This window comes from Desulfobotulus mexicanus (genome assembly GCF_006175995.1).
GTDB lineage: Bacteria > Desulfobacterota > Desulfobacteria > Desulfobacterales > ASO4-4 > Desulfobotulus > Desulfobotulus mexicanus.
In genome coordinates, this window is record NZ_VDMB01000001.1 from 254,256 (window position 1) to 266,265 (window position 12,010).

12 protein-coding genes are annotated in these 12,010 nt (G+C 52.4%); 5 read left to right on the plus strand and 7 right to left on the minus strand.

Annotation, left to right across the window (positions count from 1 at the left end; translation table 11 throughout):
• Positions 1-55: 55 nt before the first annotated feature.
• On the plus strand, positions 56-787 hold the full coding sequence (pyrF, locus tag FIM25_RS01080) for an orotidine-5'-phosphate decarboxylase (protein ID WP_179953065.1): 732 nt from the start codon (positions 56-58) through the stop codon (positions 785-787).
• A gap of 63 nt (positions 788-850) precedes the next feature.
• On the opposite strand, the gene FIM25_RS01085 is transcribed toward pyrF, so the two are convergent.
• From FIM25_RS01085 to FIM25_RS01115, 7 genes are all read right to left on the minus strand, one after another.
• On the minus strand, positions 851-2,083 hold the full coding sequence (locus tag FIM25_RS01085; protein ID WP_139445284.1) for an aspartate kinase: 1,233 nt from the start codon (positions 2,081-2,083) through the stop codon (positions 851-853).
• 156 nt (positions 2,084-2,239) lie between these two features.
• Positions 2,240-2,725, minus strand: coding sequence for a tRNA (adenosine(37)-N6)-threonylcarbamoyltransferase complex ATPase subunit type 1 TsaE (gene tsaE / locus FIM25_RS01090; RefSeq protein ID WP_139445286.1), 486 nt, complete (start codon positions 2,723-2,725; stop codon positions 2,240-2,242).
• Positions 2,713-4,281, minus strand: a complete 1,569-nt coding sequence (locus FIM25_RS01095; RefSeq protein ID WP_139445289.1) for an NAD(P)H-hydrate dehydratase — start codon at positions 4,279-4,281, stop codon at positions 2,713-2,715. The genes tsaE and FIM25_RS01095 overlap by 13 nt, the downstream gene beginning before the upstream one ends.
• A gap of 3 nt (positions 4,282-4,284) precedes the next feature.
• Positions 4,285-5,004 (minus strand): pyridoxine 5'-phosphate synthase, encoded by a 720-nt coding sequence (locus FIM25_RS01100; protein WP_139445291.1) that lies wholly within the window; start codon positions 5,002-5,004, stop codon positions 4,285-4,287.
• Positions 5,005-5,028: 24 nt separating this feature from the next.
• Positions 5,029-5,427 (minus strand): rRNA maturation RNase YbeY, encoded by a 399-nt coding sequence (gene ybeY, locus FIM25_RS01105; protein WP_246051940.1) that lies wholly within the window; start codon positions 5,425-5,427, stop codon positions 5,029-5,031.
• Positions 5,396-7,756: an HD family phosphohydrolase gene (locus tag FIM25_RS01110; protein WP_179953066.1), complete on the minus strand. Its 2,361-nt coding sequence runs from the start codon at positions 7,754-7,756 to the stop codon at positions 5,396-5,398. The genes ybeY and FIM25_RS01110 overlap by 32 nt, the downstream gene beginning before the upstream one ends.
• Before the next feature lie 26 nt (positions 7,757-7,782).
• Positions 7,783-8,793 carry a PhoH family protein gene (locus tag FIM25_RS01115; RefSeq protein WP_139445296.1) on the minus strand — a complete coding sequence of 337 codons (1,011 nt, stop codon included), beginning with the start codon at positions 8,791-8,793 and terminating at the stop codon, positions 7,783-7,785.
• Between the two features lie 299 nt (positions 8,794-9,092).
• Between FIM25_RS01115 and FIM25_RS01120 the strand changes: the two genes are divergently transcribed.
• From FIM25_RS01120 to hisF, 4 genes are read left to right on the plus strand one after another with little or no spacing between them, the layout of a single operon-like run.
• A complete protein-coding gene (locus FIM25_RS01120) occupies positions 9,093-9,641 on the plus strand; it encodes a CvpA family protein (RefSeq protein ID WP_139445298.1) in 549 nt (182 codons plus the stop codon).
• Complete coding sequence (gene mazG / locus FIM25_RS01125; RefSeq protein ID WP_139445300.1) at positions 9,628-10,470, plus strand: nucleoside triphosphate pyrophosphohydrolase; 843 nt, start codon at positions 9,628-9,630, stop codon at positions 10,468-10,470. The genes FIM25_RS01120 and mazG overlap by 14 nt, the downstream gene beginning before the upstream one ends.
• On the plus strand, positions 10,448-11,080 hold the full coding sequence (gene hisH, locus FIM25_RS01130) for an imidazole glycerol phosphate synthase subunit HisH (protein WP_139445302.1): 633 nt from the start codon (positions 10,448-10,450) through the stop codon (positions 11,078-11,080). Before mazG ends, hisH begins: the two co-directional genes overlap by 23 nt.
• Complete coding sequence (gene hisF / locus FIM25_RS01135) at positions 11,077-11,865, plus strand: imidazole glycerol phosphate synthase subunit HisF (protein WP_281279277.1); 789 nt, start codon at positions 11,077-11,079, stop codon at positions 11,863-11,865. The genes hisH and hisF overlap by 4 nt, the downstream gene beginning before the upstream one ends.
• The last annotated feature ends 145 nt before the right edge of the window (positions 11,866-12,010 follow it).

Here is a 12,010-nt window from a genome sequence, read left to right on the forward strand (position 1 = left end):
TGATAAATTTACAGAGCTGAAGAAAGTCGTGAATCTTTACTTTTCAGGAGGTATTGTGTCTGTTTTATTATCAAAACATCTTGTTTTTGCGCTGGATTATCCGGATTTTGCATCGGCTGCTCCCATTCTGCCCCTCCTTGCGGGCAGGGTGGGTGTGGTGAAGATCGGGCTGGAGCTGTTTCTTGGTGAAGGGCCTGGCATTGTTTCCAGAATCAGAGATAAAAGCGGTGTGGAGGTTTTTTTAGATTTAAAGCTCCATGACATTCCCGCCACCGTGGAAAGAAGTGTGAGAAATCTCAAAAAACTGGGGGTGGATTACCTTACCCTGCACACGGCAGGGGGCCGGGAGATGCTGTCAAAGGCTGCGGATGCCGCAGGGGACAGCATGAAGATTCTGGGTGTCACCGTGCTCACCAGCAGCGGACTTTCCACCCTGAAGGAAACGGGGCTGGAGCTGAAAGATGATGCGGCCATGGAGGATCTGGTTAAAAAACGGGCTGTTCTTGCCATGGAATCGGGGCTTGCCGGAGTGATATGCTCAGGTCATGAAGCCGCAGGGGTGAAGGAAAGGTGCGGAGCCGGTTTTCTTGCGGTGACACCGGGAATCCGTCCGGCATGGAGCCTTGGGACGGGTGATGACCAGAAGCGGGTCATGACACCGGAGCGGGCCCTTGCTGCGGGTGCTGATATGCTGGTGGTTGGAAGGCCCATCCGGGATGCGGCAGATCCCGGATGGGCTGTGGATCAGATTCTTAAGGAAATGGCAGCCGGAAAAGGGCCAGAATAAAAAGCAGTACGCCCATAATCAGGGCAAAGCGTAGCTGGTCCGGCGTGAAGGCTTTCATTGATTTCAGTTGAGGCATTCTTCGGGTCTGTCAAGACCGAAGGCTGTGTGCAGGGCACGCACGGCCAGTTCTGTATACTTTTCCTCTATGATACAGGAAATGCGGATTTCAGACGTGCTGATCATGATCATATTGATGTTTTCCTCACACATGGCGGCAAACATTTTGGAAGCCACGCCGGAGTGATTTTTCATGCCCACACCTATGACGGAAACCTTGGCAATGTTGGGGTCTGCCATGACTTCTTCGGCACCGATTTCTTCGGCCACCTTTTTACTGATTTCGAGGGCGTCCCGGATATCCGTCTTGGGAACGGTAAAGGTAAAGTCTGTGATATTACCGGACCGGGTATTCTGGATGATCATGTCCACGAGGATACCGGCCTCGGCAATGGGGTTTAAGATTCTGAAGGCAATTCCCGGACGGTCAGGTACTCCCTTGAGGGTGATTCTTGCCTCATTCTTGTTGCAGGTAACGCCGGAAACCACCAGGCGTTCCATATCCGCATCTTCCTGCATGACCATGGTTCCCTCCTCATCCTTGAAGGATGATCTTACGTGTACGGGCACATTGTATTTTTTTGCAAATTCCACAGACCGGATCTGCAGCACCTTGGCACCGAGGCTTGCCATTTCCAGCATTTCATCGTAGCTGACTCTGGAGAGCTTCCGGGCTTTTTTGCAGATATTGGGATCCGTTGTATATACACCGTCCACATCTGTATAGATTTCACAGGTATCTGCCTTGAGTGCTGCGGCAATGGCCACGGCGGAGGTGTCGGAGCCACCCCGGCCCAGGGTGGTGATGTTGCCTTGGGCATCGCTGCCCTGAAAGCCTGCCACAATGACAATCTGTCCGTCATCGAGGAGGCTGCGGATACGGGAGGCTCCGATGTTGAGGATGCGGGCTGCACCGCAGGAGCAGTCCGTGACTACTTCCGCCTGGAATCCCAGCAGGGATGTGGCCTGATATCCCATGCATTTTAAAATCATGGCCAGCAGAGCCACGGTGGTCTGCTCCCCTGTGGCCAGAAGAACATCCATTTCCCGTTTATCCGGTCTTTCGCAGGCCTCCTCGGCCATGGCAATCAGTCTGTCCGTGGTGCCGGACATGGCGGAAAGTACCACCACCACCTTGTCTCCGGCATCATAGGTTCTGGCAACCCTGCGGGCGACATTGCGTATGCGGTCAATGTCGCCGACGGAAGTGCCTCCGTACTTCTGTACGATCAGTCCCATGACGAAACTCCTCCTTCGAGGCCTAAAAAAATATCAGTATAAGCCGGATACGCAGGCGAAAAACCCTGATGCTGAAAGGGTGTCCAAAGCCCAAAAAAAGCCTTTTCCTTTTAAATTTATAAGGAGAGGCTTTTCATCAGGTATCCTTATCCGGTTTTATTCCGGATGGCTGACTTGTTGCCAGCTCCTTAGCAGATCCTGAAAATGAAGTCCAGAGGCCTGTGCACGGATAGTCCGTTCACTTTCCCCATGGATTTCTATACGGATTTCAAGGTCAAAGATTTCCATACCTTCCATGCGTTCAGCCCATTCCACTACGGTGACGGCTTCCGAGGCCATGAGTTCATAAAGGCCGATGTCAAAAACCTCGTCGCTGTGGGAAAGTCGGTAAAGATCTGCATGGTGCAGGGGCAGCCGGGCTTCATAGGAATGGATCAGGGCATAGGAGGGGCTTGTTACATAGCTGCCTTCGGCCACGCCAAGGCCTGAGGCAAGGCCCTGAACAAAGTGGGTTTTTCCGGCTCCCAGATCACCGTAAAGGGCAATGCGGCATGGGGTCTGAATCCGCAGCCCCAAGCTTTCAGCAAGTCTGAAGCTTTCTTCCGGAGAGTGGCTTTTCCGTGTGATGCTCAGGGTTTCCATTGTGATCCTGTGGTGATTATTTTGAAAATTTCCGGAAGGACTGCCGCCACTTCCGATGGGAGATACCCTTGGGGGCCCTGTTTTTCCGCCAGATGATCCGCAGCCATGCCGTGTAAAAAAGCAGCAAGGGGAGCTGCCGTATCTGCAGCCTTGCCCTGGGCCATGAGCCCTGCAAGGATACCGCACAACACGTCACCGGAGCCTCCCGTGGCCATGCCGGGGTTTCCTTTTGTTATGATGCGGCAGATGCCGTCCGGAGTTGCTGCTACGGTAGAAGCACCCTTGAGCAGAAGGTGGCAGCCCTTTTCTAAGGCAAAATTGCTGGCGGCACTGATACGGTCTTCCTGCACGGCCTGAACGGACATGCCGCAGAGCCTTGCCATTTCTCCGGGATGGGGCGTGAGTACGCAGGCTTCTTTTTTGCGGGAGAGCAGATCCATGAGCTCCCCATGCAGGGCCAGCAGATTCAGGGCATCGGCATCCAGTACCAGGGGCAGGGAACTTTCCAGAAGGATGCGGAGTATGGCTGCAGCTGTTTTCCCCGTACCCATGCCCGGTCCTGCGGCGGCAAGGCTTTTGCCCTCAAGCATGGGAATGAGACTTTCCGCAGCTTTTTTGCAAAAGCCTTTAGCATTGCCGTTAAGACCCTGCACCATGATTTCCGGGAGCATTCCCGGAAGGGGCAGGCTGCTTTCCGGTACGGCAAGGCTTATGAGGCCGCAGCCGGAGCGGAGGGCAGCAGTGGCTGCCAGTACGGCTGCTCCCCTTGTGGCAGGGGCTCCGCCCACAAGGAGGATATGTCCGAAATGCCCCTTGTGACTGGCTGCTGATCGCTCAGGCAGTTGAGCAGCTGCCCATTTTTCTGTAACCTGCTCCAGACTGCAAGGGTATTTCTGGCTGATGATACCCGGTATGCCGATATCCACCACATGGATTGTTCCGCTGTGACTGCGGCCCGGCTCCAGAAGAAGGCCGGGTTTGGCAAACCCGAAGGTGATGGTATGGCTGGCCTTCAGGGCCATACCCTGTATGGCTCCGGTATCCGCATGGATGCCGGATGGAATATCCAGACTCACCACAGGTATGCCTGATTCTGTAACCGTCTCCATGAGTTTTGCATAAAAGCCCTGTACGGGGCGATCCAGTCCTATGCCGAAAAGGGCATCCACAAAGAGATCTGCCTTAAAGAGTTTTTGTTCAAGGTTTTTCAGGGCAGCCTCATCCTCTGCCATAAAAACTCTGCCACCGGCCTTTTCATAAAGACTTTTATTGATGCGGCTTTCAGGGCTGAGTTTTTCAGCAGAACCCGCCAGCAGAACATGGATATCAGTGTTCCAGCCCAGAAGGTAGCGGGCAGCCACCCAGCCGTCACCGCCATTATTGCCCGTGCCGCAGAGGACCAGAACAGACATTTTTCTGAGGGGGAAGTTTTCAAAAATGATGCGGCCGGACTCCCGGCCTGCGGTTTCCATGAGGATGCGGCCTGGAAGTCCGAAGATTTCAATGGTGTCTTTATCCATGGCAGCCATGATGGCAGCACTTACAAGCCGCTTCATACCTTAAAGTTCCCGGATCAGTTCAGCCATGCGACGGACGGCATTTTCCATGCCCACAAGGGCGGCATGGGATACAATGCTGTGACCAATACTGAACTCATCAATTTCATGGACACCTTTAAAGGCCTGGATGGAGCGGTAGCAGATGCCGTGGCCGGCATTTACACCAAGGCCGATTTCTTTTCCCCTGCGGGCGGCCATCAGAAGGGCTTCAAAGGCCTTTGCTTTTTCTCTGGTGTCTGTGGTGTCGCAGAAAACTCCCGTATGGAGTTCCACATATCGGGCTCCCACGGCTTTGGATGCTTCAATCTGGGCTATATCCGGATCCACAAAAAGACAGGTGGGAATCCCCGCACTTTTTAAGGTTTCTATGGCATTGGTGACGGTGGCCCGATGGGCCAGCACATCCAGTCCGCCTTCGGTGGTGACCTCCTGTCTGCGTTCCGGCACAAGGGTCACAAGGTCCGGCAGGATTTCAAGGGCAAATTCCAGCATTTCAGAAGTGGCGCCCATTTCAAGGATCAGCCGGGTCTGTACCGTATCCCTGAGGATGCGCACGTCCCTTTCCTTGATGTGCCGCCGGTCTTCCCGCAGATGTACCACAATGGCATCGGCACCGGCCAGTTCAGCGATGACGGCGGCGGCCACTGGATCCGGGTAGTTGGTTTTCCGGGCTTCCCTGAGGGTTGCAATGTGATCCACATTTACGGCGAGTCTGGGCATGGGAACCTCCTTGGGTTTTAAGGGTCAGGGGTCAAGCCATCCTGCAAGTTGCTCATTGTTTTCCAGCATGCGAACCAGTTCCGTACTCTTAACTTCCATCTCGGCTTCTGCATCCGGGCCTTTTTCATGGTCAAAGCCCACAAGGTGGAGAATGCCGTGTACCATAAGCTGGGTGATGCGGACATCGGGGTTCATTTCCCACTCTCTGGCTTCCTTCAGGGCTGTTTCCGTGGAAATTACAACATCCCCCAGCAGTTCCGGGTTGATGTCGGAAAATTCCCCCTCATTCATGGCAAAGGCCAGAACATTGGTACTTTTATCCGCATTTCTGTATTCAAGGTTGATTTCCCGCATGGCTTCATCATCCACGAAGAGAAGGGAGAGTTCCGCCTCAGGAAATCCCAAGGCGCTTAAGATGCGCATCGCCTTTTCCGTCAGGATCTCTTCTTTGAGCATCATCAGATTCTGGGAGTTGTCGATCTGTATGGGCATGTTTTTTCTTCTGTCCTCCTGGGGCAGCACTTTCCGCATACTCAATGCGGTGGTGATAGATACCCGTAAGAATTTTGTTGAAACTTCGGGCAATTCTGTGCAGGTCTCTTAAAGTTATGTCGCATTCATCCAGCTGGGAATCTGAAAAAATATTATTGATCATTTTCTGGACCAGCCCCTGTATTCGGGCTCCTGTGGGATTTTCCAGGGTGCGGGAAGCCGCCTCTACCACATCAGCCAGCATGACAATGGCTGCTTCCCGGCTCTGGGGTCTGGGGCCGGGGTAGCGGTAGTCATCGGCATTGATGTTATCCGCCTCTCCCTTGAGGGTCTTGGCCTTTTCATAGAAAAATTTGATAAGGCTGCGTCCATGGTGCTGGGCGATGATGTCTGTGATGGCTTCTCCCAGCTTGTGCTGCTTTGCCATGGAGACACCATCCCGCACATGGGTAATGAGGATGAGGGCAGACATGGAAGGGGCCAGTTTATCGTGGCTGTTTTTGCCTCCCCCCTGATTTTCTATGAAATAAAGGGGTTTTGAGAGTTTGCCGATGTCGTGATAATAACCCCCCACCCTTGCCAGCAGTGAGTTGGCACCGATTTCCGAAGCAGCAGCTTCCGCAAGGGTTCCCACAATCATGGCGTGATTGTAGGTTCCGGGTGCTTCCAGCATTAGCCTTCTCAGCAGAGGCTGGTCCGGGTTGGCCAGTTCTAAAAGTTTGATGTCTGTGGTGTAGTCAAAAAGAATTTCCAGGAGGGGGGCCATTCCCGCCGTCAGAATTCCTGAAAGCATACCGCCGGTAAAGGCCAAGATCAGGGTCCAGGCCATCAGTGTGGGTGAATAACTTTCCATCTGCAGAAAAAGACCTATGGCCAGGGCCATCTGAAAAAGGCCCAGCTTCCAGCCCGCTTTGACAAATACCTTGCGTTCCTTGCAGTTCTGCATCCAGTAGGCACCCATGGCACTGCTGAGGATGAAGAAGAAAGCCAGGGGAAGATCCGCCTTAAGGGTAATGGCCACGAGACTGCCAAGGATCAGGGCAAAGGGCAGGCCCTGTGTCATGGAGAAGAAAAGACAGGCCAGCATGGCGGCTCCGGCCACGGGCAGGGCCATGAGCAGAGGCGCAGATGTCGCAAAGGTGCCTGCTTCACTGATCATGGGCTGGATCAGGATATGAAATCCCTTGGACATGGCCAGTACACTGATGAGTACAGAGCTTAGAAAAAAGATGTTTTTGTTGGGATTCCGGGTATGGGACAGGGGACGGCGGAAACAGAGGCAGTAGCCGGTCAGAAGAATGAAAAGGCTGAGAAGGAGGCTGCCGGAATTGCTTCGGAAAATATCCTGGGTACGGATCTGGGAAGCCAGGGCGTCCAGCTTTATTTTATGCAGATCCGTGACCCTTTCCCCTTCCCGGAGGAGCATTTCATCTGCTTTGATCTGGTAGAGAACGGGTTTGGCAAGGATTGTGGCTTCCTGTATCCGTTTCTGGGTTTCGCTGCGGTTCAGGGTAATATTGGGTCGGATAAGCCTCTGGCTGAGGTCCACAATGAGGTTTATATGGTTGTAGTGCATGCCCCGGAGCAGGGGTTCTCCCACAATGCGGACCATGGTCCGGGCTTGATCGGGCCCGTAAAAACGACGCAGATTGGTTTCTGTGCTTTCCTTTTCGGAATCCAGGGTTCTCAGGTTTATACCCCTGTCCTGCTCTTCCAGCAGAATGTTTTTATTGGCAACCACACCGTTTTCAAAGATGGCCCTCAGTATTTCTGTTATTTTATCTTCTATGTCCTGGGAAAATTTTTCCCTTTCCAGCAGCCTGAAGGCACCGTCGCTGACGGGAATTCCCAGCAGATTCTCAAAGCGGGGCTTGGCGGCCCATATTTTCTGGGAGCGGATGTTTTCAGGTGGCGTTGGTGTTATACCTTCCACCGGAAGAGGCAGAGGTAGTTCGAGAATACTGCGCATTTCCTGAAATCCGGACTGTACACCGCTGATGGTCCGGTTGCCCATGGTTGCATCAAGGTCATATACCGTGAGTACGGCTGCTGCGGCCAGTTGACGGCTGGTTTCCGTGGCTTCACTGTTTTCAATGATGAAATCCCTGGGAGCCTTGATGTTTCTCGGTGCCACATCCCCGATTTCCAGATGGTAATAAAGGGAAGGCATTCCGGGTATCAGCATCAGGGCAAGGGAGGCCATAATCAAAGAAAGCATACCCAGCCGGACACCGTTATTGGTTCCGAGAAAACGGGCCACAGCTTTTTTCCGTTGGGAAATATTCGTCATGGTGACAGCGGCAGGAATTCCTCCATGCCGTTCTCCTTTGCCTGGAGTTTTTCATAGGCATTGATAATGCGCCGAACGATGTGATGGCGCACCACATCCTTTTGATCAAAAAAGGTAAAGGCAATCCCCTCAATTCCCTGGAGGATGTCCACAGCCTGTAGCAGGCCGGATTTTTTTTTGCTGGGCAGGTCTATCTGGGTGACATCTCCTGTCACAATGGTTTTTGAATTGAAACCGATGCGGGTGAGAAACATCTTCATCTGTTCCGTTGTGGTGTTCTGGGCCTCATCCAGAATAATGAAAGCATCGTTTAGGGTCCGGCCCCTCATGAAGGCCAGCGGGGCCACCTCAATGACTCCCTGCTGGATAAAACCCTCGGCCTTTTCAAACTTCATCATATCATGCAATGCATCATAAAGGGGACGGAGGTAGGGGTCAATCTTTTCTGCAAGGTCTCCGGGAAGAAAACCTAAGGATTCCCCGGCTTCAACCGCAGGCCGGGTCAGGATGATGCGGTTTACCTCTCCCCGGCTGAGGGCTGCAACGGCCATGGCCATGGCCAGATAGGTTTTACCCGTGCCCGCAGGGCCGATGCCGAATACAATGTCATGACCGCGGATGGCCTCGATGTAGTTTTTCTGGTTGGGGTTTTTGGGTGTGATGCAGCGTTTGTTTGCAGTGACGTAGATGGTATCCAGAAAGATATCCTTGAGGTTTACCCTGTCGTTGGCCTGAATGGCCTGAACTGCGTAGTCTATGTCATTGGGGTATATGGGGTATCCGCTGCGGAGGAGACCGTAGAGCTGATCCAGAATTTTTCTGGCAAGCTGGATCTGGGAAGCCTGACCTTCCATGAGAAGCTGGTCTCCTCTGGAGTGCAGGGTAATGGCAAGGCTTGAAGCAATGCGGTGGAGGTTTCTGTTCTGCTCGCCAAAGAGCTGGCGTGCAAGCATGGGGTCATCAAAGGCATGGTTTGCCTGAATGCTGTTTGTTTTCTGGTTTTTCATACCTGTTCGGCGGAGTGCGCCGTCCTGTGTTGACGTATGCCGGCCTTAAGAAAGCACGGAGCCCCAGTCCCCTTAAGACTTTTCGGGGGTGGGGCAATGGTGTCCGGCGGTCCGGCCAGACTCATCCTTTCGGACATACCTTCATAGCATATTCCCTTTTCCAAAGGCAAACATCAGAATCAGTGAAAGAGGTTCCGTTTTATTGACGGCATGGGGGGGATCTGTTACGAAAAATCCTGCAATTTCTCTTTGCTGTATATGGACCGTTCCATTTTCTTTTCCCCTGAAAGGTGTATTTTATGAATCCGCTGGATATTGCCATACTCTGTATTGTGGGTTTCTGTCTGATCCGTGGTATTTTCCGGGGGCTGATTCGGGAGGTCTCTTCCATTATTGGTGTACTGGCGGGTTTTTATGCGGCCTATACCTATTATCCTATGCTGACGGAAATGATCTCCCGCTGGTTTACGGACCTCGAGCTGGCAAAAATGCTGGCCTTTCTTGGCATTTTTCTTGGGATTTTTATTCTGGTTGCCCTGCTGGGTTCTCTGATCCGCACCGTGCTTTCCGTGGTGTTTCTGGGTTGGGTGGATCGTCTGGCAGGGGGAGGCTTCGGTTTTGTAAAGGGTGTATTGATAGTTTCTGTTATTCTGGTGGCTCTGGCATCCTTTCTGCCAAAGGAAAACAGCCTTCTTCCGGAATCCCGTCTTGCTCCTGATATTCTTGTGGTATCCGAAGGGCTGGCTGCACTGGTGCCTGAGGATATGAAAAAACAGTTTTATGAAAAGGCAGGTTCCTTAAAAAAAGCATGGCAGGAAAAGGAAAAAGGACGTTTTGAAAAAAAATGAGTTTGAAATGAATCCGGATTTTTATAGCACAGCTCCCCTGTGGAAAATTCTGGAGCGCCTGCGGGGTGAGGGGGGATGTCCCTGGGACAGAAAGCAGACACCTGAAACCATGGTGAAATATTTTCTCGATGAAGGTTATGAGCTGGCCGATGCCATTGGGGAAGGTCGGGCTGATGCTGTTTGTGAGGAGCTGGGGGATGTATTGTTTCAGCTCCTTTTTATTGTTTTTCTGTATCAGGAAAAGGGTCTTTTTTCTTTTTCCGATGTGATCAGGCGCATAGAAGACAAGCTGATCCGCCGCCATCCCCATGTTTTTGGATCGGAACAGCTGGATACCGTATCTGAGGTGGCCCGGCGCTGGGAAGAAATTAAAACCGAAGAAAAGGCAGGGAATGAAAAAAAATCTCTGCTCTCAGGTATTCCCCGGAGTCAGCCGGCTTTGTCTCTGGCCATGGAGGTTTCCCGGAAGGTGGCGGCCTGTGGTTTTGACTGGGAGAAGGAGTCCGCTGTCTGGGACAAAGTTAAGGAAGAAATGGCTGAATTTCAGGATGCTGTGGACAAAAATTCTGAGCAGGAAGCAGCCATGGAATTCGGGGATCTGCTTTTTTCCCTTGTGAATGTGGCAAGGTTTAGAAATATTGAGCCGGAAGAAGCCCTGCGGGAGATGGTGGCAAAATTTACCTGCCGTTTTCAGCATATGGAGGCAGCCCTTGCAGAAACTGGTAAAGAGCCAGCTTCTGTGGGGCAGGAAGCTCTGGAACATCTGTGGCAGGATGCCAAGAAAAGTGAAATAAAAAAGGAAAGCCATGATTGCGATCATAGATTATGACGCCGGTAACCTGACCAGCGTGGCAAGGGCTTTGGCCCATCTGGGTCATGCCTATCGGATCACCCGTGCAGCCGATGAGATTCTTCAGGCGGACAGGGTGATTTTCCCAGGAGTAGGGGCTGCGGCATCTGCCATGGAAAGCCTTAAAAACTATGGGCTGGATACTGTTTTGCATCAGGTGATGGTCGCAGGGATGCCTTTGCTGGGGATCTGTCTGGGCACCCAGATTATCACGGGGTTCAGTGAGGAAGGGGATGTTCCCTGTCTCGGCCTGATTCCCGGAAGGGTAAGGGCTTTTTCCGCGTCCATGAAGGATGATGCGGACAGAGCCTTAAAGATTCCCCACATGGGATGGAACAGGGTCCAGGTGAAAAAGGCGCATCCAGTATTGTCGGATATCGGCGGGGAGGATGCCTTTTATTTTGTCCATGGCTATTATCCTGAGCCTGAAAACCCGGATCATGTGCTGGCAACAACGCCCTATGGCATTGAGTTTGTTTCAGCCATGGGCTTTGCTAATCTTGTGGCTACCCAGTTTCATCCGGAAAAAAGCGGAAAACCGGGTTTGCGGCTTCTGGATAATTTCTGCAGGTGGGGGGGAGAAGTATGAAAAGCGCCATGACAAAACGCATCATTCCCTGTCTCGATGTCCGGGAAGGCAGAACCACCAAGGGAATCCGTTTTGAAAACAATGTGGATATCGGTGACCCTGTGGAAATGGCCCGTCATTATTATGAAAGCGGTGCCGATGAACTGGTTTTTTATGACATCACCGCATCCCATGAAAAACGGGGCATCATGATTGATGTGGTGCGCAGGGTGGCAGAAAATATTTTTATTCCTTTTTCCGTGGGCGGCGGTATTGCTTCGGTTTCTGATATGCGGGATGTGCTGCTGGCGGGTGCTGAAAAGGTAAGCGTGAATTCTGCGGCCATCAAAAATCCCCGTATTATTTCCGAAGGGGCTGAGGCCTTTGGCAGTCAGTGTATTGTGGTGGGCATGGATGTGAAGAAGGTGGATAAAAGCGAAAAAATCCCTTCGGGTTATGAAATGGTTATAAACGGCGGCCGAACCTATACCGGCATGGATGCTCTGGCCTGGGCAGAGGAGGTTGTACGGCTGGGGGCAGGGGAGATCTGTCTGAATTCCATTGATGCCGATGGAACACGGGATGGCTATGAGCTGAACCTGACGGCCATGATTTCGGAAGCAGTACCCATTCCCGTGATTGCTTCCGGCGGAGGTGGTATTCCCGCCCATCTGGCAGAGGTGCTGACAAAGGGAATGGCAGATGCAGCCCTCATTGCTTCCATGGTGCATTATGGAGATTACACCATTCCCGGAATTAAGGACGATCTCCATGGATCGGGTGTGGCCGTACGCAGAAGCTGGTGACCGCCTGAGGTGGAAAAATGTTCGTGTAACTCTTTTCGTATTTTTGCGGGCACCCGTGAAGGGTGCCCCTGCACAAAAGAGGGCCGTAAAAACCATGTCTGGATCAGGCCTTGCGTCTGGCCATATCAAGGTCTTTGGCCCGATT